This window comes from Microbacterium sp. NPDC088619 (genome assembly GCF_044752825.1).
Lineage (GTDB): Bacteria > Actinomycetota > Actinomycetes > Actinomycetales > Microbacteriaceae > Microbacterium.
In genome coordinates this window covers 111264-137601 of record NZ_JBIVLZ010000002.1, presented here as the reverse complement: position 1 = coordinate 137601, position 26338 = coordinate 111264, and the positions used below count along the sequence as shown (strand labels likewise).

25 protein-coding genes and 1 tRNA gene are annotated in these 26338 nt (G+C 67.7%); 16 read left to right on the top strand and 10 right to left on the bottom strand.

Features of this window, described 5'->3' with window-relative positions:
* The first annotated feature begins 1 nt into the window (after position 1).
* The 6 genes from ACIP5T_RS15120 to ACIP5T_RS15095 all read left to right on the top strand — a co-directional run bounded on the left by ACIP5T_RS15120 (position 2) and on the right by ACIP5T_RS15095 (position 7399).
* Complete coding sequence (locus ACIP5T_RS15120; protein WP_400865166.1) at positions 2–808, top strand: hypothetical protein; 807 nt, start codon at positions 2–4, stop codon at positions 806–808.
* A 39-nt stretch (positions 809–847) separates the two neighbouring features.
* On the top strand, positions 848–2659 hold the full coding sequence (locus ACIP5T_RS15115; protein WP_400865163.1) for an ABC-F family ATP-binding cassette domain-containing protein: 1812 nt from the start codon (positions 848–850) through the stop codon (positions 2657–2659).
* A 123-nt stretch (positions 2660–2782) separates the two neighbouring features.
* The gene (locus ACIP5T_RS15110; RefSeq protein WP_400865160.1) at positions 2783–4585 is read left to right on the top strand and encodes a Na+/H+ antiporter; all 1803 of its coding nucleotides are present in this window, start codon (positions 2783–2785) and stop codon (positions 4583–4585) included.
* A 91-nt stretch (positions 4586–4676) separates the two neighbouring features.
* A complete protein-coding gene (locus ACIP5T_RS15105) occupies positions 4677–5597 on the top strand; it encodes a MetQ/NlpA family ABC transporter substrate-binding protein (protein ID WP_400865157.1) in 921 nt (306 codons plus the stop codon).
* A gap of 99 nt (positions 5598–5696) precedes the next feature.
* Entirely contained in the window at positions 5697–6740 is a 1044-nt protein-coding gene (locus ACIP5T_RS15100) for a methionine ABC transporter ATP-binding protein (RefSeq protein ID WP_400865154.1), read from the top strand.
* Positions 6740–7399, top strand: coding sequence for a methionine ABC transporter permease (locus ACIP5T_RS15095; RefSeq protein ID WP_400865151.1), 660 nt, complete (start codon positions 6740–6742; stop codon positions 7397–7399). The genes ACIP5T_RS15100 and ACIP5T_RS15095 overlap by 1 nt, the downstream gene beginning before the upstream one ends.
* Here ACIP5T_RS15095 and ACIP5T_RS15090 read toward each other — a convergent pair.
* The 3 genes from ACIP5T_RS15090 to ACIP5T_RS15080 are packed head-to-tail and all read right to left on the bottom strand — an operon-like array spanning position 7386 to position 9328.
* Positions 7386–8309 carry a pseudouridine synthase gene (locus tag ACIP5T_RS15090; RefSeq protein ID WP_400866978.1) on the bottom strand — a complete coding sequence of 308 codons (924 nt, stop codon included), beginning with the start codon at positions 8307–8309 and terminating at the stop codon, positions 7386–7388. The two genes, ACIP5T_RS15095 and ACIP5T_RS15090, sit on opposite strands and share 14 nt — an antisense overlap.
* A gap of 16 nt (positions 8310–8325) precedes the next feature.
* Positions 8326–8820 carry a MarR family winged helix-turn-helix transcriptional regulator gene (locus tag ACIP5T_RS15085; RefSeq protein WP_042537429.1) on the bottom strand — a complete coding sequence of 165 codons (495 nt, stop codon included), beginning with the start codon at positions 8818–8820 and terminating at the stop codon, positions 8326–8328.
* Between the two features lie 7 nt (positions 8821–8827).
* Positions 8828–9328 (bottom strand): GNAT family N-acetyltransferase, encoded by a 501-nt coding sequence (locus ACIP5T_RS15080; RefSeq protein WP_400865146.1) that lies wholly within the window; start codon positions 9326–9328, stop codon positions 8828–8830.
* Positions 9329–9409: 81 nt separating this feature from the next.
* On the opposite strand from ACIP5T_RS15080, the gene ACIP5T_RS15075 reads away from it, so the two are divergent.
* The 6 genes from ACIP5T_RS15075 (at position 9410) to ACIP5T_RS15050 (ending at position 14988) form a co-directional block, all read left to right on the top strand.
* Positions 9410–9481, top strand: a tRNA-Gln gene (locus ACIP5T_RS15075).
* A 1-nt stretch (position 9482) separates the two neighbouring features.
* Positions 9483–10913 (top strand): bifunctional UDP-N-acetylglucosamine diphosphorylase/glucosamine-1-phosphate N-acetyltransferase GlmU, encoded by a 1431-nt coding sequence (gene glmU / locus ACIP5T_RS15070; protein WP_400865143.1) that lies wholly within the window; start codon positions 9483–9485, stop codon positions 10911–10913.
* 8 nt (positions 10914–10921) lie between these two features.
* Positions 10922–11956 carry a ribose-phosphate diphosphokinase gene (locus ACIP5T_RS15065; RefSeq protein ID WP_400865140.1) on the top strand — a complete coding sequence of 345 codons (1035 nt, stop codon included), beginning with the start codon at positions 10922–10924 and terminating at the stop codon, positions 11954–11956.
* An 85-nt stretch (positions 11957–12041) separates the two neighbouring features.
* Positions 12042–12512 carry an FMN-binding protein gene (locus ACIP5T_RS15060; protein ID WP_400865137.1) on the top strand — a complete coding sequence of 157 codons (471 nt, stop codon included), beginning with the start codon at positions 12042–12044 and terminating at the stop codon, positions 12510–12512.
* A gap of 16 nt (positions 12513–12528) precedes the next feature.
* Complete coding sequence (locus ACIP5T_RS15055) at positions 12529–13386, top strand: FAD:protein FMN transferase (protein ID WP_400865134.1); 858 nt, start codon at positions 12529–12531, stop codon at positions 13384–13386.
* 27 nt (positions 13387–13413) lie between these two features.
* Complete coding sequence (locus ACIP5T_RS15050; RefSeq protein WP_400865131.1) at positions 13414–14988, top strand: FAD-dependent oxidoreductase; 1575 nt, start codon at positions 13414–13416, stop codon at positions 14986–14988.
* A gap of 228 nt (positions 14989–15216) precedes the next feature.
* Here ACIP5T_RS15050 and ACIP5T_RS15045 read toward each other — a convergent pair whose 3' ends face one another.
* The 3 genes from ACIP5T_RS15045 to ACIP5T_RS15035 form a co-directional block, all read right to left on the bottom strand.
* Positions 15217–16050, bottom strand: a complete 834-nt coding sequence (locus tag ACIP5T_RS15045; protein WP_400865128.1) for a DUF559 domain-containing protein — start codon at positions 16048–16050, stop codon at positions 15217–15219.
* Positions 16051–16428: 378 nt separating this feature from the next.
* Positions 16429–17919 carry a sensor histidine kinase gene (locus tag ACIP5T_RS15040; RefSeq protein ID WP_400865125.1) on the bottom strand — a complete coding sequence of 497 codons (1491 nt, stop codon included), beginning with the start codon at positions 17917–17919 and terminating at the stop codon, positions 16429–16431.
* A gap of 26 nt (positions 17920–17945) precedes the next feature.
* Positions 17946–18674 (bottom strand): response regulator transcription factor, encoded by a 729-nt coding sequence (locus ACIP5T_RS15035; RefSeq protein WP_140037585.1) that lies wholly within the window; start codon positions 18672–18674, stop codon positions 17946–17948.
* A 164-nt stretch (positions 18675–18838) separates the two neighbouring features.
* On the opposite strand from ACIP5T_RS15035, the gene ACIP5T_RS15030 reads away from it, so the two are divergent.
* Positions 18839–20302: an ABC transporter permease gene (locus ACIP5T_RS15030; RefSeq protein ID WP_400865122.1), complete on the top strand. Its 1464-nt coding sequence runs from the start codon at positions 18839–18841 to the stop codon at positions 20300–20302.
* A 39-nt stretch (positions 20303–20341) separates the two neighbouring features.
* Positions 20342–21067 (top strand): ABC transporter ATP-binding protein, encoded by a 726-nt coding sequence (locus ACIP5T_RS15025; protein ID WP_400865119.1) that lies wholly within the window; start codon positions 20342–20344, stop codon positions 21065–21067.
* Positions 21068–21125: 58 nt separating this feature from the next.
* Here ACIP5T_RS15025 and gndA read toward each other — a convergent pair whose 3' ends face one another.
* Complete coding sequence (gene gndA, locus ACIP5T_RS15020) at positions 21126–22574, bottom strand: NADP-dependent phosphogluconate dehydrogenase (protein WP_400865116.1); 1449 nt, start codon at positions 22572–22574, stop codon at positions 21126–21128.
* Between the two features lie 97 nt (positions 22575–22671).
* Entirely contained in the window at positions 22672–22797 is a 126-nt protein-coding gene (locus ACIP5T_RS15015; RefSeq protein WP_256381367.1) for a hypothetical protein, read from the bottom strand.
* A gap of 221 nt (positions 22798–23018) precedes the next feature.
* On the opposite strand from ACIP5T_RS15015, the gene ACIP5T_RS15010 reads away from it, so the two are divergent.
* Both ACIP5T_RS15010 and pth read left to right on the top strand, forming a co-directional pair.
* On the top strand, positions 23019–23627 hold the full coding sequence (locus tag ACIP5T_RS15010; RefSeq protein WP_400865112.1) for a 50S ribosomal protein L25/general stress protein Ctc: 609 nt from the start codon (positions 23019–23021) through the stop codon (positions 23625–23627).
* Between the two features lie 121 nt (positions 23628–23748).
* Complete coding sequence (gene pth / locus ACIP5T_RS15005; RefSeq protein WP_400865109.1) at positions 23749–24330, top strand: aminoacyl-tRNA hydrolase; 582 nt, start codon at positions 23749–23751, stop codon at positions 24328–24330.
* Positions 24331–24362: 32 nt separating this feature from the next.
* Here the strand turns inward: pth and ACIP5T_RS15000 are convergent, their stop codons facing one another.
* Both ACIP5T_RS15000 and trpS read right to left on the bottom strand, forming a co-directional pair.
* The gene (locus ACIP5T_RS15000; RefSeq protein WP_400865106.1) at positions 24363–25259 is read right to left on the bottom strand and encodes a hypothetical protein; all 897 of its coding nucleotides are present in this window, start codon (positions 25257–25259) and stop codon (positions 24363–24365) included.
* A gap of 24 nt (positions 25260–25283) precedes the next feature.
* Positions 25284–26288 (bottom strand): tryptophan--tRNA ligase, encoded by a 1005-nt coding sequence (trpS, locus tag ACIP5T_RS14995; RefSeq protein ID WP_400865103.1) that lies wholly within the window; start codon positions 26286–26288, stop codon positions 25284–25286.
* Positions 26289–26338 lie beyond the last annotated feature (50 nt).

Genomic DNA, 26338 nt, shown 5'->3' with positions numbered 1-26338 from the left:
CATGACGACCGCGACGCCACCCCCGAGCGCGGTCCTCGCGGAGTTCGGAGTGCCCGCCCCGCACCACGAGGGACTCCGTAACCTCCCGGGTGGACGCGGTCTGACCTGGCGTGCGGCCGACACGGTGCTGCGTCCGTCGGCCGGAGACGGTGAGACCCTGTGGAAGGCGAACGCCCTCGCGCGTCTGCCGCACTCCTCGGCATTCCGCACGCCGCGCCCGATTCCGTCAGCATCCGGAGCATGGACGATCGACGGGTGGGAGGCCTGGCAATGGCTGCCCGGCCGCGCGGATGAGACCCGCGTGACCGACGTGCTCGCCGCCGGCGCCGCATTCCATCGTGCTGTCGCCGACCTCGACCGTCCGGACTTCCTCGATGCCGCACAAGACCCCTGGGCGCGGTCAGACAGGATCGCCTGGGAAGAGGAGGCTCTCCCGCCGGGCGACACGCTTCAGCGCCTCGCCGCCGCCTTCCGCTCCGTCACCGCCCCGGCTCAGATCATCCACGGCGATCTTCTGGGCAACGTGATGTTCGAACCTTGGCAGCCCCCCGTGATCATCGACTGGGCACCGTACTGGCGTCCGGTCGGATTCGCCGACGCGATCGTGTTGGCCGATGCCGCGTGCTGGCATGGCTTCGCACCGTCGGAGATGCTCAGGCTTGCAGAGGAGAGAGCAGACGGCCGCCAGCACGTCATCCGCGCCCTCGTGTTCCGCATCGCGACCTTCCAGCTCTTGGGCGCCTGGGATGCCGGTATGGAGGCGAGACACGCTCCGGTCGTCGACGCTGTCCTCGACACCGTCAGCTGACCGAGCCACCCAGCGTGCCCGACTACCCTGGGGAATGACATGGCACATCTTCTCGGGGCAGAAGCCCTTCACCTCGAATATCCGACGAGAGTCGTCTTCGACTCCGTGACCCTCGGCATCGAAGAGGGGGACCGCATCGGCATCGTCGGCCGCAACGGCGACGGCAAGTCGAGCCTGCTCGGCATGCTGGCGGGAATCAAGGAGCCTAACTCCGGACGCGTGACGGTGCGCGGAGGCACGACGATCGGCGTGCTCGATCAGGCCGACACCCTCAGCGACGACCTGACCATCAGCGCCGCGGTCGTCGGAGACACGCCTGAATACGAATGGGCCGGCGACCCCCGCATCCGTGACGTGATCGAGGGACTGCTGAAGGATCTCCCGTGGGATGCCGAGATCGGCTCCCTCAGCGGTGGCCAGCGCCGACGCGTCTCGCTCGCCAAGCTGCTCACGGGCGACTGGGATGTCATCGCCCTCGACGAGCCCACCAACCATCTCGACGTCGAAGCCATCACCTGGCTCGCCGGGCACCTCAAGAAGCGGTGGAGCCCGAACTCCGGAGCGCTCATGATCGTGACTCACGACCGGTGGTTCCTCGACGAGATCTGCACCGAGACCTGGGAGGTGCACGACCGCATCGTCGAGCCCTTCGAGGGCGGATATGCCGCCTACATCCTGCAGCGCGTCGAACGCGACCGGATGTCGGCCGCGACCGAGGCCAAGCGCCAGAACCTCGCCAAGAAGGAACTCGCCTGGCTTCGCCGAGGAGCTCCCGCGCGCACGGCGAAGCCGAAGTTCCGCATCGACGCGGCCAATGAGCTCATCGCCGACGTGCCCGAGATCCGCGACAAGATCTCGCTGCAGTCGCTCGCCGTATCGCGCCTGGGCAAGGACGTCGTCGACCTCCTCGACGTGGGAGTGACCTACCCGACCGTCGACGGCGGCACGCGAGAGGTGCTGCGGGATGTCGAGTGGCGCATCGCGCCGGGGGAGCGCACCGGCATCCTGGGTGTCAACGGCGCCGGCAAGTCGACGCTGCTCGGCCTCATCTCGGGCACCGTCGAGCCGACCGTGGGCCGCGTGAAGCGCGGCTCGACCGTGAAGGTCAAGACGCTCACGCAGCGCCTCGACGAACTCGAGGATGTGCGGCGCGAGCCGGTGCGTGTCGTGATCTCGCGGCTGCGCACCTCCTACACGATGGGCTCGGGCTCGAAGGCGCAGGAGCTCACACCGGGGCAGCTGCTCGAGCGGCTCGGCTTCGACTCCGCCCAGCTCTCCACTCCGGTGAAGGATCTCTCCGGTGGGCAGCAGCGGCGACTGCAGCTGCTGCTCGTGCTCCTGGACCAGCCCAACGTGCTGATCCTCGACGAGCCGACCAACGATCTCGACACCGACATGCTCGCGGCCATCGAGGACCTGCTCGACTCGTGGTCGGGAACCCTGCTCGTCGTCAGCCACGACCGGTACTTCCTCGAGCGCGTGACCGACCAGCAGTTCGCGATCCTCGACGGCCACCTGCGGCATCTGCCCGGAGGTGTCGACGAGTATCTGCGGCTCCGTCAGCTGCAGACCTCGGCGCCCGGCAAGTCGCAGACGGCTGTCAACACCGAGAAGAAGACCTCCAGCCTCGACGGCGCCGCCCTGCGCTCGGCGCAGAAAGAGGTCTCGTCGCTCGAGCGCCGCATCCAGAAGCTCACCCAGCAGGTCGACAAGGCGAAGACCGCTCTGGCCGAACACGACCAGTCGGACTTCGCGGGCCTCGGCGACAAGATGAAGGCGATCAGCGATCAGCAGGCCGAGATCGAGGAACTCGAACTGCGCTGGTTCGAACTCACCGAAGAACTCGACTGACACGAGGTCTCGCCATTCGGCCGTAGCGGGAATACGGTGGCAGTGCGATGCGCTGTGCTCTGGGCGGGGTTCGATGCCATCCGGGATCGCACAGCTTGATCCTGCGGTACCCGGGAGGTTCAGATGGAAGGACTCGAGGTCACCGTCCTGATCGGACTCACGATCCTCGTGGGCACGTTGCTGGCGCCGCGCGTGCGGCTCGCGCTGCCGCTCGTGCTCGTCATCCTGGGCCTGCTGCTCGGCTTCGTGCCACAGCTGCGTGAGATCCAGCTGCCGCCCGAGACGGTGCTGCTGCTGTTCCTCCCGGTGATGCTGTTCTGGGAGAGCCTGACCACGTCGCTGCGGTCGATCCGCCGCGACTTCCGTTACATCCTGCCCATGAGCACGCTGCTCGTCGTGGCGTCCGCCTTCGCCGTCGCCGGCATCGGGCTGCTGTTCGGGATGCCGTGGGAGACCGCCCTCATCCTCGGCGCGGCCGTCGCCCCGCCGGACGCCACGGCCGTCGCCGCTCTCGGCCGTCTCCTGCCGCGGCGCATGTTCATGAAGCTCAAGGCGGAGAGCCTCACGAACGACGGCACCGCGCTGGTGCTCTACGCCATCGCGATCTCGCTCGCACTCGGCGGCAACGTGACGCCGCTGTCGGTGACGATGTCGGTGCTCACCTCGTACATCGGAGGCATCGCCGCCGGTGTGGTCATCGCGGCGCTCGGCTATCTGCTGCTCCGGCGCACCTCGTCGACGACCGTCATCAACGTGACCCTGCTGCTGATCCCGTTCTCTGCCTTCCTGCTGGCCGAGATCGTGCACGCCTCCGGCGTCCTCGCCGTCGTGGTCGCCGGGCTCATCGTCGCCTACGTGTCTCCTCGGGTGACGACCGCCTCGTCGCGTCGTCAGGTCGCTGCAGCGTGGCCCTTCGGGGTCTTCCTGCTCAACGGCGCGCTCTTCGTCCTCATCGGTCTCGAGGTGCAGTTCGTCGCGCATGAGATCTCGGCGGCGGCGATCGGCCGCCTCGTGCTGATCACGCTCGCCGTGTGGGTGACGCTGCTGGTCGTGCGCTATCTCTTCCAGGTGATGAACGCGCCGTTCCAGCGACGCAACGCCGCGCGTCCTTCTCGTGGTGCGAGGGCCCGATCGATGGCGGTGTCGACGGTCGCCGGCATGAGAGGCGCGGTGTCGCTCGCCATCGCGCTGTCCGTGCCTGCGGCCAGCACCACCGAGGGTGAGATCGCGGGGCGTGACGAGATCGTCTTCGTCACCGCCGGGGTGATCCTGCTGAGCCTGCTGGTTCAGGGACCGCTGCTCCCGGCCATCGTCCGCTGGGCGCGCTTCCCCGTCGACCATGCCGAAGACGAGGAGTACGAGCTGGCAGAGCGCACGATCTCGGGAGCGGCCCTCGCGGCCCTCGACGATCTCGCGGTGGAGCACGGCGTCGGGCAGGAGATCCGCGACAAGGTGCGCGCCGAGGGCTATCAGATGCTCGAGTTCTCGAACGCCCGCGCGCTGGCCCGCGAGCAGGCCATCGTCGATGCCGAGGCACAGGCGCTCGACGTCATGCTGGGCGAGCCCGATCCGCTCGGCGACGGCGACCAGCAGATGGACGGTGGGTCGGATGCCGACGGAGCCAATTCCACGCAGGTGGCACTGCGCATGCCGGATGCCGTCACCGACGCCGGAGACGGCGCAGAAGGCGAGGTCAGGACGCTGCAGATGCTCGCCACCTCGGCCGACGTCGATGTCATGCAGCGCTCGCCGCTCCTGAGGCACGAGGAGCACACGAGGCTGAAGCTCGCTCTCCTCGACCGCAAGCGCGAGGTGCTGCTCGGGCTGCGCAGAGACGGCACCGTCGACGACCTCGTGGTGCGTCGCATCTCGGCCCGGCTCGACCTCGAGCAGGTGCGACTGCAGGGCATCGAGGAGTACGACTGAATGCTGTGACGCTCTGTGACGCTCGATTGTCGCGCAGTACGTCGCCCTGTCTAACGTATTCGAGTCCCCCAAGAGAGGAACCCGAACACTCATGTCCATCACAGCATCCCGTCGGACCACATCCGTCATCGCCGCGCTCGCCGCGGTCCCGCTCTTCGTCGCACTCGCAGGCTGCGCGACGGCATCCTCCGACGCCGGCTCCGGCGGCGGTGACTCCGAGAACGAGACCGTCAAGATCGGCGTCGTCGGCAAGGGAGACGCCCAGTGGGCGCCGTTCGTCGAGGCCGCCGCTGAAGAGGGCATCACGGTCGAGCTCGTCGACTTCGGCTCCTACGAGCAGCCGAACCCCGCTCTGACCGAGGGCGAGATCGACCTCAACCAGTTCCAGCACATCGTGTACCTCGCCGAGTACAACAGCGCCTCGGGCTCTGACCTGACGCCGGTCGGATCCACCGCGATCTACCCGCTGGGTCTGTACTCGCAGAAGCACGACGATGTCGACGACATCCCCGAGGGCGAGACCGTCGCCGTTCCGGATGACGCGTCGAACCAGGCACGTGCTCTGCTGGTGCTGCAGTCGGCCGGTCTCATCGAACTCAAGAGCGGCGGAACGATCTTCTCGGATCTCGCCGACGTCGACACCGAGAAGTCCAAGGTCAAGGTCACTGCCCTCGAGGCCGCCCTGATCCCCACGTCGCTGCCTGACGTCGCCGCGGCGATCATCAACAACGACTTCGTGGAAGACGCAGGACTCACCTTCGACGACGCCATCGCGAAGGACGACCCCGAGGACCCGAACGCGCTGCCGTACGTGAACATCTTCGCGGCGCGCGCCGAAGACGCAGACAACGAGACCTACCTCAAGCTGGTGGAGATCTTCCAGACGAACGAGGACGTGCAGGCCGGTCTGCTCGAGTCGTCCGGTGACGCGGCCCTGCCGCTCCAGACCCCGGTCGAGGACCTCGTCGCCTCGCTGAAGAAGGTCCAGGAGGACACCGAGGCCAAGAAGTAGGACGACCGGGTGCGTGACACCCCCGTCCGATGAGGGAGAATCGGGTGGCGCTTCGTGCGTCACCCGATTCTTCGTTCCCGAAGCAGACCGGAGCACCACATGCCGATCGTCACCCTGACGAACGTCTCGAAGACCTACCCCTCCCGCACCCGCGAAGACGCCGAGGTCGTGGCCGTCGACGACGTCACCCTCTCGATCGAGAAGGGCGACGTCTTCGGCATCATCGGATACTCCGGTGCGGGCAAGTCGACCCTCGTGCGCCTGATCAACGCGCTCGAACCCGCGACGAGCGGCACCATCACGGTGGACGATGTCGACATCACGGCGCTCAAGGAGAGCGATCTGCGCAAGGTGCGCGGCGGGATCGGCATGATCTTCCAGCAGTTCAACCTCTTCGCCTCGCGGAGCGTCAAGGCGAACATCGCCTACCCCCTCAAGCTCGCAGGCTGGTCGAAGGCCGACATCGAGACACGTGTCACGGAACTGCTCAGCTTCGTCGGCCTGGCAGACAAGGCCAAGGCCTACCCCGAGCAGCTGTCCGGCGGCCAGAAGCAGCGCGTCGGCATCGCCCGCGCGCTGGCGACCGGCCCGGCGATCCTGCTCGCGGATGAGGCCACCAGCGCCCTCGACCCGCAGACCACGCACGAGGTGCTCGATCTGCTCAAGCGGGTCAACCGGGAGCAGGGCGTCACGATCGTGGTCATCACGCATGAGATGGATGTCATCCAGACCATCGCCACGAAGGTCGCGGTGATGGAGAACGGTCGTGTGATCGAGCAGGGCGATGTCTTCGACGTCTTCTCCGCCCCACAGAACCCCGCGTCGCAGCGTTTCGTCGGCACCGTCGTGAAGGGCGTGCCCTCGCCGTCGGAGCGGGCCGTGCTGCGCGATCGGCATCAGGGGCGTCTCGTCACGTTCTCGTTCCGCGACGGCGATTCGTCGCAGGCGCAGGTGTTCCTCGATCTCGCGAGTGCCGGTCTCGACTTCGAACTCGTATACGGCGGCATCAACGACATCCGTGGTCGCGCCTTCGGCCACCTCACGCTCGCGATCCGAGGTGACGACGCCGTGATCGACCGCACTCTCGCCGACATCGCCCAGCGCGTCGAAGTGACCGAGATCGCCGGAGAGGAGGCGCGCTGATGGATCGTCTGAACGAACTGTGGCCGGAATTCTGGGCGGCCGCGCTCGAGACCCTCTACATGACGTCGTTCGCACTCGTGCTCGGTGGGATCCTCGGTCTCGCGATCGGTGTCATCCTCTATGTCACCCGGCCCGGCGGGCTCGCTCAGAACAGAGCCGTCTCGGTCGTCGCGAACCTCGCGGTGAACTTCTTCCGGCCGATTCCGTTCGTGATCTTCATGGCTGTCGCCCAGCCGTTCGCACGCGCAGTGGTGGGCACCGGAATCGGAACCACTGCAGGCGCGTTCATCATCGGCCTCGCTGCGGCCTTCGCGATCGGCCGCATCGTCGAGCAGCACCTGGTGTCGGTCTCGCCCGGAGTCATCGAGGCTGCTCGAGCGATGGGTGCCGGACCATGGCGCATCCTCTTCACTGTGGCGATCCCCGAATCTCTCGGCCCGCTCATCCTCGGATACACGTTCATCGTCGTCGCCCTCATCGACATGACGGCCATGGCCGGACTCATCGGCGGTGGCGGCCTCGGTGCTTTCGCGCAGATCTACGGATTCCGCCAGTTCGAACCGCTCGTCATGTGGGCGGCGATCGTGCTGATCGTGGTGTTCGTGCACCTCGTGCAGATGCTCGGAACGCGGCTCGCGCGCAAGATCATGCGCCGCTGACAGGCGCTTCCTGCAGCGTGCGCGTCGTGGTGAAGACCCGCGGCGCGCCGCTCAGCGGATCGACGAAGTGCAGCTCGCGCGCGAGCAGCTGCATGGGGTGATCGAAGTCGTCGGGCCGCTCGCCGCGCAGCTCCGGGTAGAACGGATCGTTCAGGATGCCGAGGCCGAGAGCTGCGAGGTGCACCCGCAGCTGATGCATCTTGCCGCTGTGCGGTCGCAGCAGCGTGTGCACGACGCGTTCGTCGGCATCGAGGACCTCGATCTGCGTCTCGGCGTTCGGCTCGCGTTCGTCGTCGACCTGGACCTTCAGCTCGTTGCGGAGCTTCACGATGTGGTTGCGGTAGACGAGGGGGAATCGCGACGCATCCCAGTCGGCAGGACGAGCGGACACCGCCTCGTAGACCTTCTGCACCTGCCGGTTCTCGAACAGCAGCTGGTAAGGACCCCTGGTCTGCGGGCGTGCCGAGAACATCAGCACGCCGGCGGTCGCTCGATCCAGGCGGTGGATCGGCGCGAGCTCGTCGTTGTCGAGCAGGTTGCGCAGCCGGATCAGCGCCGAGTTCTGCAGGAACTTGCCGCCCGGGATCGTCGGCAGGAAGTGCGGCTTGTCGATGACCACCAGGTCGTCGTCCTGGTGAATGACCTCGATCTCGACGGGCAGGCGAGTCTCGACGGGCGGATCGCGGTAGTACCAGATGAACTCGTGGACTCCCAGAGGGGTGTCTCGAGCCAGGGGGCTGCCGTCACGTGCCACGATCTCGCCGCGGTCGAAACGGGCGAGCAGGCCTTCGGGATCGAGGTGGAAGAAGCGCTCGATCATGTAGGCGCCCACCGTCGGCCAGTCCCCGCTCATCGGGACGTGCAGACGCGTCGCGCCGACGCCGTCGCGCACCGGAAGAGGGGAGAGCATGGCCATGTTCAGATCCTCACGCGTCGAAGCTGAGGCTCAGCTTGCGCAGCAGCGCGGCCAGGCGATCGCGGTCACCACGGGAGAGCGCCCGCAGGAGGTCGTCCTCGACGTCGACCAGACGGGTGATCGCGGCATCCACCCTGATGCGCCCGTCGTCCGTGAGGGTGACCAGCACGCTGCGACCGTCGGCCGGGTCGCCCTCCCGACGCACGAAACGCCGACCGACCAGCCGGTCGATGCGATTGGTCATCGTGCCGCTCGACACCAGCGTCTGCTGCAGCAGCTGCTTGGGGGAGAGCTGGAAGGGCGCGCCCGCGCGGCGCAGAGCCGACAGCACGTCCCACTCCCAGGCCTCCAGATCGCTGCGCCGGAACACATCCCTGCGGGCCCGGTCGAGCAGCCTGGTCAGTCGATCCATCCGCGACAGCACCTCGAGGGGTGAGAAGTCGAGATCGGGTCGCTGGGTGTTCCAGGCACCGACGATCCGGTCGACCTCATCCGCCTCAGTCATCCGTCCATTATCGCGTGCGAGGCACCGGAGGCCCGACCTCCTCGAGCTCGACGCTCATGAATGTGCTGTGCGGGTCGAGCGCATAGTCGCCGAACGGCCCGCACTCCCGGAATCCGGCGCGAGCATAGAGTGCGTGTGCCGGTCGGAAGAAGTCGGCACTCCCGGTCTCGAGCGACACCCGGCGCACCCCGCGATCACGAGCATCGGCCAGCAGAGCCTCCACCATGAGGGAGCCCAGCCCCCGGCCACGGCGCGCTGGGTCGGTGCGCATCGACTTCAGCTCCTCGTGGTCATCGTCGTCCGTCATCGCGGCCAGTGCCCCGGTGGCCACGAGAACACCGCCGTCGCGCGCGGTGAACAGGCGCACTCCGGGAACGAGGAGCCCGGCCAGTGGCAGAGCGTGCTGACTCTCGACCGGCGCGGTGCCCGCCATGTCGGCGTGGTGGGCCAGGAGGAACTCGGCGAGGTCGGGTGTGGCCGTCATCACCCTGTCGATCACGATGCTCATCACCGCAGGATGCCAGAGTCGTGTTTCACGCCGATGTCGGCGTGGCAGAATGAGCGGGCGGCTTCCTCATGGAGCCCGCGGTCCGCCGTGGTGTAATGGCAGCACGACAGCCTTTGGAGCTGTTAGGTCTAGGTTCGAGTCCTGGCGGCGGAGCATGACTGGGAACAAGCTCGCGATCATCATCCTCGCCGCAGGCCAGGGAACCCGCATGCGTTCGCGCCTGCCCAAGGTGCTGCATCCGATCGGCGGGCGCCCACTCGTCGGGCACGTCCTGACGACGGCCGGTCGCCTCGAGGCCGACCACGTCGAGGTCGTCGTCCGGCACGAGCGCGACCAGGTGGTCGCCGCACTCGAGAAGGACTACCCCGGCGCTGTCTTCATCGACCAGGACGATGTTCCGGGCACCGGACGCGCGGTGCAGGTCGCGGTCGATGCACTGCCCGCGGACTTCGACGGAGACGTGCTCGTGCTCTCGGGCGACTGCCCTCTGGCGGATGCCGACACGCTGCGTTCGTTCCTCGATGCGCACCGCGCCGCCGAGGCGGAGGCGACCCTGATGACCGCGGTGGTCGAGGACCCGACCGGCTACGGCCGCGTCATCCGCGATGCAGACGGCGGCGTCGACCGCGTGGTCGAGCAGAAGGACGCGACGGCAGACGAAGCCTCCGTCAGCGAGATCAACGCGGGCATGTACGTCTTCCGGGTGGGCACCCTGCGCAAATACCTCCCGTCTGTGGGCGTCGACAACGCACAGGGCGAGATGTATCTGACCGACGTGCCGGGGCTGCTGCGTCGCGACGGCAGTCGTGTCGCGGCATCCGTCGTATCCGACGTCACCGTCACCTATGGCGTCAATGACCGTGCTCAGCTCGCCGAGGTCGGGCGCCTGCTCAACCGGCGTATCGTGCGGCGCTGGCAGCTCGAGGGCGTCACGGTGATCGACCCGGCGACGACCTGGATCGACGACGACGCCACCCTGGCACCCGACGTCACGATCCTCCCGAACACGCACATCCTGCGAGCCACGACGATTGCCGAAGGGGCGATCATCGGCCCGGACACCACCCTCGTCGACTGCGAGGTGGGTGAGGATGCGATCGTCCGCCGCACCGACGCCACGCTCGCCGTGATCGGTGCGGAGGCCACGGTCGGACCCTTCTCGTTCCTCCGCCCCGGCACGGTGCTCGGCGCCAGAGGTAAGATCGGCGCCTACGTCGAGACGAAGAACGCCGAGATCGGCGAGGGCAGCAAGGTCCCGCACCTGTCGTACGTCGGCGACGCGACCATCGGCCGCGGCGTCAACCTCGGCGCCAGCACGATCACCGCGAACTACGACGACGTGAACAAGCACCGCACCGTGGTCGAGGACGAGGTGCACACCGGCTCGCACACGACCCTCGTCGCGCCCGTTAGGCTGGGAGCCGGCGCCAAGACAGGTGCCGGCGCCGTCGTCCGCAAGGACGTCCCCGCCGGTTCCCTTGCCATGAGCGTCGCCCCTCAGCGCAACATCGAGGGTTGGGTCGAGAAGAACAGGGCAGGCACGGGCGCGGCAGACGCCGCAGCCCGAACCCGAGTGGCGGAGTAGGCAGAACGATGGCGCGCAAGAAGAAGACGGTCGATCTGGACCGGGACAACGGCATCGCTCCGGGTCTCGTGGCCAAGACCAAGAAGCGACTCGTGGTCGCCGGTGGTCGATCGCACCCCGCGCTGACCGCGGCGGTGGCCGAATCGCTCGGAACGGAGGTCGTGCCCACCGAGCACCGCACCTTCGCATCGGGTGAGATCTACGCCCGGTTCGAGGTGTCGATCCGAGGCTGCGACCTGTTCCTGATCCAGACCTTCGGCGAGCCGGTCAACGAGTGGCTCATGGAGACGCTCATCATGATCGACGCGGCGAAGCGCGCCTCGGCCAAGCGCATCACCGTCGTCGCCCCGTACTATCCGTATTCGCGTCAGGACAAGAAGGGCCGCGGACGTGAGCCGATCAGCGCCCGCCTCGTCGCAGACCTGCTGAAGACGGCCGGCGCCGACCGCGTCATGAGCGTCGACCTGCACGCCGCGCAGATCCAGGGATTCTTCGACGGTCCCGTCGACCACCTCTTCGCCAAGCCCGTGCTGATGGACTACTTCAAGAGCACGTTGAGCGCCGAGGATCGCAAGATCCTCACCGTCGTCTCGCCCGACATGGGCCGCGTCCGCGTCGCCGACACCTGGTCGGACAGCCTGGGTGCGCCGCTCGCCATCATCCACAAGCGCCGTGACCCGAAGGTCGCCAACCAGGTCTCGGTGCACGAGATCGTCGGTACGGTCGAGGGGCGCACCTGCCTCCTCGTCGACGACATGATCGACACCGGCGGCACGATCGTCAAGGCGGCGCAGGCACTGAAGGCGAGTGGCGCACACCGCGTGATCGTCGCCGCGACGCACGCGATCTTCAGCGACCCGGCATCCGAGCGCCTGCAGGACGCATCGATCGACGAGGTCGTGATCACCGACACCATCCCGCTGACCGAGTCGCGACAGTGGGACAAGCTCACGATCCTTCCGATCGCTCCGCTGCTCGCACGCGCGATCCATGAGGTCTTCGAAGACGGATCTGTCACGAGCATGTTCGGCGGAGACGCCTAGGCGACTCATATATCGGACACAGCCCGCGCATAGACGCTGTCCCTACGGTCGACACAACACACCCATCAAGGCCGGGAGGACCATCATGATCCGCACGACTGTACCGACTTCTGTTCGCAAGGGCGCAGCCCTGGCCGGTGTCGCAGGACTCCTCGTCCTCGCGGGATGCTCCGGCACGGCTGACGCCGAAGACCAGTCCACCGACACCGGAACCGACACGAGCACCGAATCGACCGATTCCGGCGCGGCGGCCGGCGGGGAGTACACCGACGGTACCTACACCGCAGACGGTTCGTACCAGACGCCCGAGACCGTCGAGACGATCAGTGTGACCCTCACCGTCGCCGACGGCCTGGTCACGGATGTCGAGGTGACCGGCGACCCGCAGGCCCGCGAGAGCGAGCAGTACCAGGGCGAGTTCATCGGCGGCATCGCCGATGAGGTCGTGGGCAAGTCGCTCGACGACATCGAGGTCAGCCGCGTGGCGGGCTCGTCGCTCACCAGCGGCGGATTCAACGAGGCCGTCGAGTCGATCAAAGAGCAGGCCGCCGCCTGAGGCGCCTGATCACGTCATGGCGATCTGGCGTTTCGACGCGATCGGCACACTCTGGGAGATCGAGACGTCGCACGAGCTCGGCGCGGAAGACCGCGACAGTGTCGGCGCCGAGATCGAGCGGTTCGACCGGGAGTGGTCGAGGTTCCGCGAGGACTCGTCGGTGACCCGTGTCGGCCGAGACGGCGGCACGATCTCGTCGCCGGATGCGGGAGTGATGCTCGATGCCTATCGTGACCTGTCGACCGCGACCGCAGGCGCGGTGAACCCCCTCGTGGCCGAGAGCCTGGATGCCCTCGGCTACGACGCGTCGTATTCGCTCGTCGCGGGCTCGCCGATCGCCGCCCCGGGGGACTGGGCTGAGCGCGTGCGCTGGTCCGCGGGGGAGGCCACGGCATCCGCTCCCGTTCTCCTCGACGTCGGGGCGCTCGGCAAAGGGCGTCTGGTCGATCTCGTGGCCGAGGTCCTCGCGGACGTGCCCGGTGACCTCGTGGTCGATGCCGGAGGCGACATGAGGGTCCGCGGAGACGCGGTGCGTGTCGGACTCGAGCATCCGTACGATGCCACGAAGGCGATCGGCGTGATCGAGCTGCAGAACGCCGCGCTCTGCGCCTCGGCGGTCAACCGCCGGGCGTGGGGAGACGGCCTGCACCACGTGCTCGACGCCCGCACCGGGGTGCCGGTCCGCACGTGGGCAGCCACGTGGGCGATCGCCCCTGATGCGATGCGAGCGGATGCCGTGGCGACCGCCCTGTTCTTCGAGGGCGGGCCCGAACTCGCCGCATCGTGGGGCGTCGAGTGGGTGCGGATGACGACCGACGGACGTGCGGAGCGTTCGCCCGGCTGCCCCGCGCAGCTGTTCACCACCCGCCGATGAGGCTCCGAAGTAGGGAAGAGTAGACCTGTGATCACCTCCATCACCGCGCTGCGGCAGCGGGTCCTCGCGTTGCTCGGCGGCATATCCATGTACCGCCTGGTGCTGTTCGCGCTGCTGCTGCTGGCGCTCATCGCCGTGGTGCTGTCGGCGCTCGGCGTGATCGTCTCGCCGACTCCGGTCGAGATCCTCGCGACCTTCGTCGTGCTGGCGGTGGTCATCTCGCTGGTGGATGCGGCAGCCCAGCGCATCCTGCGTTTGCCGTGGCGCATCGAGTCGTCGCTGGTCACGGCACTGATCCTGCTCTTCGTGCTCCGTCCCGGCATCGAGCCGACCGCCCTCCTCGGGCTCGCCATCGCGGGAGCCGTCGCGAGCCTGTCGAAGTACCTGATCGCGTGGCGCGGTCGGCACATCCTCAACCCTGCGGCCTTCGGCGCGGCCGTCGTATCGATCCTGGGATCATTCGGAGCGTTCGAATGGCTCGGGACGTCGTCGTCGTGGTGGGTGGGCACACCGTCGCTGTTCGTCCCCGTCCTGATCCTCGGACTGGCCGTCCTCTGGCGCACCGAGAAGGTGCGCATCGTCGTCGTCTTCCTCCTCGTGGCGATCGCGGTGTCGATCCTGCGACAGGCGGTGCAGGCTCAGGAGTTCGCGATCGCCTTCGATCCCGGAGCAGCCCTCTCGTTCGCGATCCTGCAGTCGCCGTTCCTGTTCCTCGGAGCGTTCATGCTCTCCGAGCCGCTGACTCTGCCGCCGCGCCGGTGGCAGCAGTACTCCGTCGCCGTTCTCGTCGGAGCGCTGGCCGGTTGGCCGATCGCGATCGGCGGCCTCTTCACCCTCGGCCAGGAGCGTGCGCTGCTCATCGGCAATCTGCTCGCGTTCGCCTTCGCGCTGCGAGGGTCTGTGCGGCTCGTGCTCGAGAAGCGCCGGTTCATCACCCCGACCGCTCAGGAGCTGACGTTCCGTGCGAAGGGCAAGGTGAGCTTCCTGCCTGGGCAGTACCTCGAGCTGGACGTGCCGCACGCCCGCCCGGACGCCCGCGGAACCCGCCGCGAGTTCAGCATCGTCTCGGCCCCGGCAGACCTCCCGACGCTCCGCATCGCCTACAAGGACGGCGATCAGAAGCATCCCTCGAGCTACAAGCGAGCACTGGCGGCAGCGGAACCGGGTTCTGCGCTCGCCGTCACGGGCACCTGGGGCGATTTCCTCCTTCCGCGTTCTGAGACCCCCGTCCTCATGGTGGCCGCCGGAATCGGCGTCACCCCGTTCGTGTCACAGCTGCGGCAGCTCCAGCTCACGGAGCAGCGGCGTGACGTCGTGCTGGTCTATGTGGCATCCGACAGCTCGGAGCTGGCTTTCCGCGACGAGCTGGCTTCGACCGGCGCGCGCGTCATCGTGTTCACGCGCGACGAGCCGGCCGATCTTCCGTCGCACTGGACCTGGGCGCAGGGTGCGCGCCTCGATGCGGCGGGACTCGAGCGGTATGTTCCCGACATCGGCGAGCGGCACTCGTACATCTCCGGTCCTCCGCGGCTCATCGCCGACCTCGCTCCCGCACTGCAGAAGGCCCGCTCCCTCACGACCGACGCCTTCGCCGGGTACTGAGCCCGGGGTTCGTTCTGCGGCCAACCCGACGGCATCCCCTGTGGAGGGATGATCTTGATCATCGCCCCGGTTTCTCCCCGGCCCGTCTGCAGGATGCCTGCACGTTCTGCGCGACGCTCTTACTGGTTTCCTCCTGCACTCGTGCCGTGGTCCTGTATTCGGTACAGACCGGGTCGGGATGCCGATGGACAAAGGCTCTGTGGTCGGCGCGGTCCTGCAGACGGCCCGTCAGACCCGCGCGCGAAGGCGATCAACGGCCGCGATGATCGCGGCTTTCACGATCGGCCAGTCGTGGACGATCAGTGCGTAGTCGAAACGCAGGGTTTCGTACCCCAGCGTGGATGCCGCCGCATCGCGAAGGAGGTCTCGATGGCGGTGCGATTCGCTGTCATGGTTCTCTGCCCCGTCAGCTTCGAGGATGAGCAGCTCATCGAGCACGAAGTCCACGCGCCCGACCGAGGGGATCTCGACCTGGCATGCCAGACGGATGCCGAGCATATGAAGCCGCATCCGCAGGAGGGACTCGAGGCCGCTGTCGGCATCCGTCCGAGCCAGATCGACGAGCCACCGTGCCTTCGCCGGCAGACGCGAGCGGATGCGCGCTCGACCTGCCGCTCCGATCTTGCGCAGCCTCAGGGCTGACTCGATGGAGACGAAGAACGACTCATCGCCTCGGCAGAGGTACACATGCACGAGGGCGTCTTGCAGGGGAGCGAGACCGAGCACCGTTCGTCCGTCGAAGTGGTGACCGGTGCAGGCGCACTCGACGTGGTGGGTTCGGCCGTGCGTTCCGAGCCAGACATGCGGACTCGCATCGTGGTCGAGCGTCCAGATGCCGTGCATGCGCAGAGCGCGAGAGCATGTGAGCGCGCCGCCATGCGCCGCGGCGGTGAGCAGATCGACGGGTGCAGAGGGTATTGCGAACACTCCGTTGCGGACGCGGGTGATCGTGCCGTCGCGAACGGCTGCCGAGAGTATTCGTCTGCTGAGTCCGAAGTCGTGCAGAGCCGTGCCCCTGGCCACATCGCCGAGGTGGGAGAGGACGTGTGCGGCGGTCGACATCTGAACGATCCCGCCGGTTCTCAGACGACGGCATGACCGGAACTGAAGGTTGGGGAGAGTGCGTCACCGGTTCACGATCGGTGCAGGGGAGGTCGGCTCGACGTGCGAGGGGCGTTCTTTCGCCGTGTGCACGACCCCGTACCGTCTGCAGGACGGAAGCACGGATGCGGGCCTGATCTCGTCCGTTCGTCCTGCAAACGTGTCTCGGTCCTGCAGACGGTACCGATGACTTCCACGCACCGGACCCGGCCAGAGCGGTACCCCGTACCGTCTGCAGGGCGGAAGCACGGATGCGGGACCGATCTCGTCCGTTCGTCCTGCAAACGTGTCTCGGTCCTGCAGACGGTACCTGCGGGTGGGAGGGGCGCCGGCCCGGGGTCAGTCGGCGGAGTCGGCGGAGTCGGCGGATGCGGCGGATGCGGGGGTCAGCGGGAGTCGCACCGTGAACGTCGTGTCGCCGGGTTCGCTGGCGACCGTCAGGTGGCCGCCGTGGCCCTCGACGATGGCTTTCGCGATGGCCAGTCCCAGGCCGGTGCCGCCGGTCTGACGAGCGCGTGAGCTGTCGCCACGCGCGAACCGGGCGAAGAGCTCATCGCGCACTCCTGGGTCGATGCCGGGCCCGTCGTCGTGCACCCGCAGCACGGCGTCATCGCCCTCGCGACTCACGCGGAGGGTGATCGAAGTGCCGGCGGGTGTGTGCGTCCGCGCATTGGCGAGGAGGTTCGCGACGACCTGATGCATCCGCCCTGCATCGCCGACGATGACGATCGGCTCGTCCGGCGCCTCGATGTTCCAGTGATGGTCGGCCGCGGTCGGGCGTGCGTCGGAGAGGCCCTCGAGCGCGAGCTGGGTCAGGTCGACGGTGCCGTAGACCAGCTCGCGCCCCTCGTCGAGGCGGGCGAGCAGCAGCAGATCCTCGACGAGGCGCGTCATGCGCAGCGACTGGGCCTGGATGCGCTCGAGTGAGGTCGTGGTGCTCTCGATGGCCGCCTCACCGCCCTGCTGCTTCAGTGCGCGCAGCGACAGCTCGGAGTAGCCGCGGATCGACGACAGCGGAGTGCGCAGCTCATGGCTCGCGTCGGCGACGAAGCGCCGCATCCGCTCCTCGTTCTTCTGCCTCGACGCGAGGGAGGCGTTCACGTGATCGAGCAGGGTGTTCAGCGAGGCCCCGACCAGCCCGGTCTCGGTGCGCGGATCTGCTTCTGCGGCAGGAACGCGCTCCGTGATCTGCACCTCGCCACGATCGAGCGGCTGATTCGCGACGCGGGTGGCGGTGGCCGCGACGGCGCGCAGCGGTCTCAGACCGACGCGGATCGTGATGGCCGTCGTGAGCGCGAGGAGGATCAGGCCGCCGATCGTCGCGAGGGCGATCACGGTGAGCAGCGTCGCCAGCTGGTTCTGGATCTCGGTGCGGGGGAGACCCGTCACGACGTTGACGCCGTTGGGGGCTTGCTTCACGACCACCAGGTATGAACCGAAGTCGTCCAGAGTCACCGTGCCGCTGACTCGACCGCCCAGTGCCGCGTCGATGCGATCGAGGTCGGCGCTCGTGAGCGTCTGGGACACGCCGTCCCATTGGCTCTTCGTGTCGGGGAAGATGACCCCGCCCGTGCCCCCGTCGGAGCTTGATACCGCCAGCAGGATTCCGGGTACGGGGTTGGTCCCCTCGACGATGTAGTCGATCGTCGCGTATTTGGCGGGCACCTGCGTGACCAACTTGGCCACCTGACTCGAGTATCCGTTCAGCCGGTCCTCCAGCTGACGCTCGAGAGTCGCTCCGAGAGTCGCGCTGGTGATCACGGCGACGATCACGAGGATGAGCGACACGAACCCGATCACGGCTGTCATCAGCCGGGTCTGCAGGCTCATCGGTCGTCGCGCCATCCTCGTCTGGCTCACTGCGGCGCCTTGATCATGTAGCCGACGCCTCGCACCGTGTGCAGCAGCGGGGTGCGCCCTGCGTCGATCTTCTTCCGCAGGTACGAGATGTAGAGCTCCACGACCGAGGACTTGCCGCCGAAGTCGTAGCTCCAGACCCGATCGAGGATCTGCGCCTTCGACAACACTCGTCGCTCGTTGCGCATGAGGTAGCGGAGCAGCTCGAACTCAGTCGCGGTCAGCTCGATCTCGGTGCCGTCGCGCATCACCTCGTGGCTGTCCTCGTTGAGGGTGAGGTCGGCGACGCGGAGGATCGACTGGCCGTCGTCGGCTGTCGCGTGACCGGTGCGACGGATGATCGCGCGCAGCCGGGCGATCACCTCTTCGAGGCTGAAGGGCTTCGTGACGTAGTCGTCCCCGCCGGCGGTGAGACCGGCGACCCGGTCGCCCACGGCATCCTTCGCCGTCAGGAAAAGCACCGGCACGAGGCTGCCGGACTCGCGGAGCCGGCGCAGCACGGCCATGCCGTCGAGGTCGGGCATCATGATGTCGAGCACGAGAGCATCGGGCTCGAACTCACGCGCGACCTGCAGCGCTTCGAGGCCCGAGGATGCGGTGCGCACCTCCCAGCCCTCCATCCGCAGAGCCATCGCGAGCAGATCGGTGAGCATCTGCTCGTCGTCGACGGCGAGGATGCGCAGGGGAGAGCCGTCGGGGCGGCGCAGTTCGGGGAGATCGGAGCTCATGAGTACATTCTGCGGAATCACCTATGGGGTTTCTATGGAGAACGCTATGCGTCCGCTGTGAGATCAGCCACCCATAGTGTTCTCATCGCTCTTCCCTCGATCGCGCAGAAGTCGGCTCCCTAGCGTCATCATCGGTCCGCGAACGGCGCGGCGGAAGGAGACACATGTACGGGACATATCTGCGGCGCGAGTTGGCTGGCCGCAAGAGACAGACGATGATCGTCGCGGTCGGGCTCGCCGTCGCGATCGCCCTGGTCATCATCGTCAACGCCCTCACCGCGGGAGTGCGCGATGCACAGGCTCAGGCGCTGGAGTCGGTCTATGGTGTCGGCACCGACCTCACGGTCACCGGTGCCGCGACGGAACCGGGGGAGGGCGGCGGGCAGCGCTTCGACTTCGGATCGGAGGACGGCGCAACCGAGGGCGACACGACCACGCTGAGCCAGTCGACCCTGATGACGGACTTCATGCGCGGGACGCTCGAATCGTCCGTGCTCGACACGGTCACCTCGACCGAGGGCGTGACCGCAGCGTCCGCGGCGCTCAGCCTCACCAACTCGACCTTCTCGGGCGAGCTTCCGAGCGGCGGCTTCGGCGCGCAGGACGGGACCGCTGAAGGCACCGCGCCCGCTGAAAGCGACGCGCCGCCCCAGGGCGGCGCGGGAGGCGGCTCGTTCGGCGTCGACTCGTTCACGGTGCTCGGCATCGACCCTGCCGTGACGTCCGTGGGTCCGCTCGCCTCGGTCGGGATCAGTGACGGTCGCGCTCTCGACACCGATGACGGCGGGGCTCTCGTCGCCCTCGTCGACGCCACCTACGCGACCACGAACGAGATCGCCGTCGGCGACACGATCGATGTCGCCGGTTCCGACGTCGAGATCGTCGGCATCGTGGCATCCAGCTCCGACTCTGCCGACACCGCGGCGAACGTGTACCTGCCTCTCGACACCGCGCAGGAGCTCTCCGGCGCCGGCGACGTCATCTCGACCGTGTACGTCCAGGCGGAGTCCGCATCGTCGATCGATGCGGTGCAGGCGGCCCTCGCGGAGGAGCTGCCCGAGGCGACGATCACGTCGCAGTCCGAGCTCGCCTCGACCGTCTCGGGCTCTCTGTCGAGCGCGACGTCGCTGATCACGAACCTCGGCACCTGGCTGTCGGTCATCGTGCTCGCGGTCGCCGTGCTGCTCTCGGTGCTGCTGACGCTGTCGGGCGTCTCCCGCCGCACCCGCGAGTTCGGCACCCTCAAAGCGATCGGCTGGTCGAACGGGCGCGTCGTGCGCCAGGTCGCGGGCGAGTCCATGGTCCAGGGGCTGATCGGGGGCGCGGTGGGACTCGCTCTCGGGATCGCCGGAATCGTCGTCATCAACCTCGTGAAGCCGACGGTCGCCGCTGCTGCTGCGGGCAACGCGGAAGGCGGCCCCGGCGGCATGGGCGGAGGCCCCACCGGGGGAGGCGGCATGTTCCAGACCCAGCAGGCGGCCGACATCGTGCTGCAGGCTCCGTTCACCCCGTGGGTGCTGGTCGCCGCGGTCGGTCTCGCGGTGCTCGGCGGCCTCGTCGCCGGAGCGTTCGGAGGTTGGCGCGCTGCTCGTCTCAGCCCGGCCGAAGCCCTGCGATCCGTCGCCTGACGGCTCACCAACACACGTCACAGACAAGGAGACACGGACATGACAATCGCAGACATCGCCCCGGCCGCGAACGGCACGGCTGCCACGCCACCGCTGTACCGCGCGAAGGACGTCACGCGCACCTATTCACAGAAGGGACGCACGGTGAAGGCGCTCACGGGTGTCGACCTCACCATCGACTCCGGCGAGTTCGTCACGATCCAGGGGCCGACCGGAGGGGGAAAGTCGACTCTGCTGCAGATGCTCGGCGCGCTCGACAAGCCCTCGTCAGGGTCGTTGACGCTCGGTGACGTCGAGCTGGCCTCGGCATCCGCTCGTGAGCTCAGCCGAATCCGCGCCGAGGAGATCGGCTTCGTCTTCCAGGGGTTCAACCTGATCCCCACGCTCACCGCCGCCGAGAACGTGAACATGGCTCTCGAGCCGGCAGACCTGAGCCGCACCGAGCGGTCGACCCGCGTGGCGCAGGCACTCGCCCACGTCGGTCTCGACGACCGCGGCGATCATCTGCCGACCGAGCTGTCGGGTGGCCAGCAGCAGCGCGTGGCGATCGCGCGGGCGATCGTGAAGCGGCCTCGCGTGCTGCTCGCGGACGAGCCGACAGGCAACCTCGATGAGAGCATGCGCGATGAGATCCTCGCGCTGCTCGAAGGGCTGTGCGCCGAAGGCATCACGGTGATCGTCGTCACGCACGATTCGGCGGTGGCTCGCAGGGCGACAAGACGGCTGCGGCTCGCGAAGGGGACTGTGCAGGACATCACCCGATGAGACGTGACGAAGGCCCCGGCGATACTCGCCGGGGCCTTCGTCACGTCTCAGACAGCGCTCAGTGCGTGTCCTCTGCTTCGATCTCGGTGCGGTCGCCCGACCACTGCGTGTGGAACGTGCCCGGCTTGTCGATGCGCTTGTAGGTGTGCGCACCGAAGAAGTCGCGCTGTCCCTGCACGAGTGCGGCCGGCAGGCGGTCGGCGCGGATGCCGTCGTAGTAAGACAGCGACGACGAGAACGCCGGAGCAGGGATGCCGGCCTGAGCCGCCGCGACCACGACGCGACGCCACGGCGCCTGTGCGCGTGTGATCGCCTCGGTGAAGTACGGAGCGGTCAGCAGCACGGGCAGGCCGGGCTCTGCGGCATACGCGTCGGCGATGCGGTTGAGGAACTGGGCGCGGATGATGCAGCCGCCTCGCCAGATCTTGCTGATCGCGCCGAGGTCGATGTTCCAGCCGTACTCGGCTGCACCGGCGCGGATCTCGTCGAAGCCCTGCGAGTAGGCGACGATCTTCGACGCATACAGCGCCAGACGGACATCCTCGATGAACGCGGCCTCGTCGGTGACGACGAACTCCTCGTCGGGGCCGGGGAGCGAGCCTGCGACCTCGCGCTGCTCGGGGTGCGACGACAGCGAGCGGGCGAATGTGGCCTCGGCGATGCCAGAGACGGGGACGCCGAGCGACAGCGCGGTCTGCACGGTCCAGGCACCGGTGCCCTTGGCGCCGGCCTGGTCGAGGATGACGTCGACGAGCGGCTTGCCGGTCTCGGCATCCACCTGACGCAGCACCTCTGCGGTGATCTCGATCAGGTACGACTCGAGCTCGCCCTTGTTCCACTCGGCGAAGATCTCGGCGATCTCGGCGGGGGACTTGCCCGTGCCGCGACGGATGAGGTCGTAGGCCTCGGCGATCAGCTGCATGTCGGCGTACTCGATGCCGTTGTGCACCATCTTCACGAAGTGGCCGGCACCGTCGTGGCCGACGTGCGTCACGCATGCCTCGCCCTCGGCAATCGCGGCGATCGACTTGAGGATCGGGCCGAGGGTGATCCAGGACTCGTCCGAACCGCCGGGCATGATCGAGGGGCCAGTGAGCGCACCCTCCTCGCCGCCCGAGATGCCGGCGCCGACGAAGTTGATGCCCGTCTCGCGGACGGCCTTCTCGCGGCGGATCGTGTCGGGGAAGTACGCGTTGCCACCGTCGACGATGATGTCGCCCGGCTCGAAGACCTCGACGAGCGAGTCGATCACGGCGTCGGTCGGGCCGCCGGCCTTGACCATGATGATCGCGGTGCGCGGCTTCTGCAGCGAGTCGGCGAACTCCTGGTACGTCTTGGCGGCGATGAAGCCGGCCTCAGGGTGGTCGGAGACGAGCGTCTCGGTCTTCTCGTAGCTGCGGTTGAAGATCGCCACCGTGTTGCCCTCGCGGCTGGCGAGGTTGCGGGCGAGGTTCGAACCCATGACGGCGAGTCCGACGACTCCGATGTTCGCTGATGCTTCGGGCACAGATGGCTCCTAGATCGAGAAGAAGGGGATGCTTCCAGATTATCGCGGCGCCCGGGGTGGTGCTCCCGTGTGACGGGTGGTGTCGGACGCGAGGAGGTCAGTCCTTGCGATAGCCGGAGCGTCCGAGTGAGAACAGGGCCGCGAAGGTGAAGCCGGCGGCGCACACGGTCATCGCACCGATGAGCCAGGCGATCGCGTGGGAGAAGAAGACGCCGTCGAGCATGAGGGAACTCCGTGTTCTGCAGAGAGGGATCGGTGTTCTCAGCCTACCGGCTCATCCGGTACCATGAGAGGAGTACCTCGGCGAGGGATGCTTCTGCGCGTGCGCTGGCATCCGTTATCGACGCGGCGAAGCAAGCCGGTGGCTTTCCTCACGTGTCAGCGTTCGAGAACAATTCCAAGACCACCGCGTAGCTGTCGCTGCGTGCCCCGAAGGAGAACCCCATGTCTGAAGACACCAAGGTCAAGGCCGAGCTCCGCGAGAGCTTCGGCAAGGGCTTCGCCCGTCGTCTGCGTGCCGCAGGCAAGATCCCCGCCGTCATCTACGGCCACGGCACCGACCCCGTGCACGTCGCGCTGCCGGGCCACCAGGTCTCGCTCATCATCCGCCGCGCGAACGCGCTGCTCGAGCTCGACATCGACGGCAAGGACCAGCTCGCCCTCGTCAAGGACGTCCAGCGCGACCCGGTGCACCAGATCATCGAGCACATCGATCTGCTCGTCGTCCGCAAGGGCGAGAAGGTCACGATCGACGTTCCCGTCATCGTGACCGGCGAGTCCGCTCCCGGCACGATCGTCAACCAGGACGCGAACACGATCTCGATCGAGGCCGAGGCCACGCACCTGCCGCAGAACGTCGAGGTCTCGGTCGAGGGTCTCGAGGAGGGCGCGCACATCACCGCCGCCGACGTCACGCTCCCCAAGGGCTCGACGCTGCTGACCGACCCCGAGGTGCTCGTCGTCGCGATCTCGATCCCGGCTGAGGAGTCGCTCGGTGAGGACGAGGCCGGAGCCGACGAGGCTTCCGCCGAGGAGGCTTCCGCCGCGGAGTGATCTCCGCAGGCGCAGCGCACAGCTGACTGCAACACAGAGGGGGCGCGAGCAGATCGCGCCCCCTCTGTCGTATTCTGACCCGGGCACCGTGAAGGGCCCGAATGCGAGAGGACGACCACACATGGCATCCACCTGGCTCGTGGTGGGGCTCGGCAACCCCGGCCCGCGATACGAGGCGACGCGCCACAACATCGGTCAGATGGTCGTCGACGAGCTCGCCTCTCGCCGCGGTGAGAGCTTTCGCGAGCACAAAGGCGGGGCACGTGTCGTCGAGACCTGGGTGCGACCGGGCGGTGACAAGCTCGTGCTCGCCAAGCCGAACACGTTCATGAACGTCTCGGGCACTCCGGTGGCGGCTCTCGCCCGCTTCTACTCGGTGCCGCCGGAGCAGGTCATCGTCGTCCACGACGAACTCGACATCCCCTTCGACACCGTCAAGCTCAAGATCGGCGGAGGTCACGGCGGACACAACGGTGTGCGCGACATCGCCCGTGCTCTCACCACCGCGGAGTTCCCGCGGGTGCGTGTCGGCATCGGGCGCCCGGTGGGGCGGCAGGACCCCGCCGACTGGGTGCTCTCGCCGTTCGGCAAGGACGAACGCGCGAACCTGCCGATCCTCGTGTCGGACGGGGCTGACGCGGTCGAGCTGCTCGTCGAGGATGGTCTGCTCGCCGCGCAGCAGAAGCACCACGCACCGCGCTGAACTCAACGAGGTGCGGTTGTCGTGTGGCGACGTTACGGCACGAGGCTGGTCGCGGTTCCGGTCGACAGTGTCACCAGCAGCACGACCCAGAAGATGATCGGGCCGAGCACCGCGACGACGAGCGCTGTGATGCCGGCGCCGCGCGCCTGCTTCTTGCGGATCGCGATGATGCCGATGACGATGGCGGCGATGCCGAGGACGGTCCCCGTCCAGAACGAGATCTCCGCCCACAGCACCTGATCCCGCGCGGGCGAGAGGATCGACAGGAAGTCGGGATCGGTCGTGTCGAGACCGCCCGGAAGACGACGGCCGATCTCGAACCCCGCGACTCCGGCGACGATCGGCGTGACGACAGCGGCCACGATGGCGAGGATCAGTGCCAGGATGCCGAGCAGCCCTGACTTCTTCTCTGCGGTGACCGGCGCCTGGTATGCGCCCGCGGGCGCCGCGTAGCCGCCGACCGGAACCTGGTACGCGCCGGGAGGAGCCGCCTGATAAGCGGGCGCACCGGGCTGCTGGCCGGCGAGGTGCGGGTAGACGGGAGCTCCCGTCGGTGCCGGGTAAGCGGGGGCGGGCTGAGCTGCGGTGAACGTCTGGCCAGGGGCACCGGGAGCGGGGAAGGCCTGCTCGCTGGGGTCGGCGGGAGCCGCCGGAGGACCTCCCGGATAGGCGGGAGGAGCGTTCTGATATGCGGGAGGAGCGCTCTGATATGCGGGAGGAGCCGGCTGATATGCGGGAGGAGCCGGCTGATACGCGGGAGGAGCGGGGGGCGTCGCGTACGAAGGCGGTGCCGGCGACGCGGGCTGTGATGCCGCTGGCGGCGCGGTGGACGGCTCGGGTGTCGCGAACTGCGGCTGCTCGTCGGCCGGCCGGGGCAGGGGAGGCACAGGCGGAACGGCACCGGACGGGGGCTGCTGCGGATCAGTCACGCCCCCATCCTATGGCTGTCGAGGTCAGACGCGACGAAGCAGTCCGACCCGCTCGTAGACCGCTCCGAGAGTGGCGTCGGCGACGGCATCCGCACGTGCGGCGTTCTGCGCGAGGATTCGATCGAGCTCGGCCGGGTCGTCGAGAAGCTCGAGCGCGCGGGCGCGCACGGGTTCGAATTCGTTCACGACGACCTCGGCGAGACCCTTCTTGAAGTCACCGTAGCCGCGGCCCGCGTACTCGTCCTCGATCGCGGGAACCTGTCGTCCTGAGAGCGCGGCGTAGATGGTCAGCAGGTTCGAGACCCCGGGCTTGCTCTCGCGATCGAAGCGGACCGAGCCCTCGTTGTCGGTCACCGCGCGCATGATCTTCTTGGCCGACTTCGCCGGGTCGTCCAGCATCCACAGCACACCCGCGTCGCTCTCTGCCGACTTCGACATCTTCGACGTCGGGTTCTGCAGGTCGTAGATGCGCGCCGTGTCCTTCTGGATGACAGGTCGGGGAACGACGAACGTCTCGCCGAATCGCGAGTTGAAGCGCTCGGCGAGGTCGCGGGTCAGCTCGACGTGCTGCTTCTGGTCGTCGCCGACCGGCACGACGTCGGTCTGGTAGAGCAGGATGTCGGCCGCCATCAGCACCGGGTAGGTGAACAGGCCGACGCTCGTGGCGTCGGCGCCGTATCGCGCCGACTTGTCCTTGAACTGCGTCATGCGGCCAGCTTCACCGAATCCGGTGATCGTCGAGAGGATCCAGGCGAGCTCTGCATGCGCGCGGACGTGCGACTGCACGTACAGCGTCGACAGTGAGGGCTCGATGCCCGCCGCGATGTACTGGGCGGCGGTGCGACGGGTCTTCTCTCGCAGCTCTGCAGGATTCTGCGCGACAGTGAGCGCATGCAGGTCGACCACCGAGAAGTAGGCGTCATAGGAGCTCTGCAGGTCGCGCCACTGCAGGAGAGCACCGATGTAGTTGCCGATCTGCAGAGAGTCGGCGGAGGGCTGCATTCCTGAGTAGAGGCGAGGTTTCGTCACGGTATCAATCCTATGGGGGTGGTGGTGGTCCGCGAGCCGGCGGGGGAGAC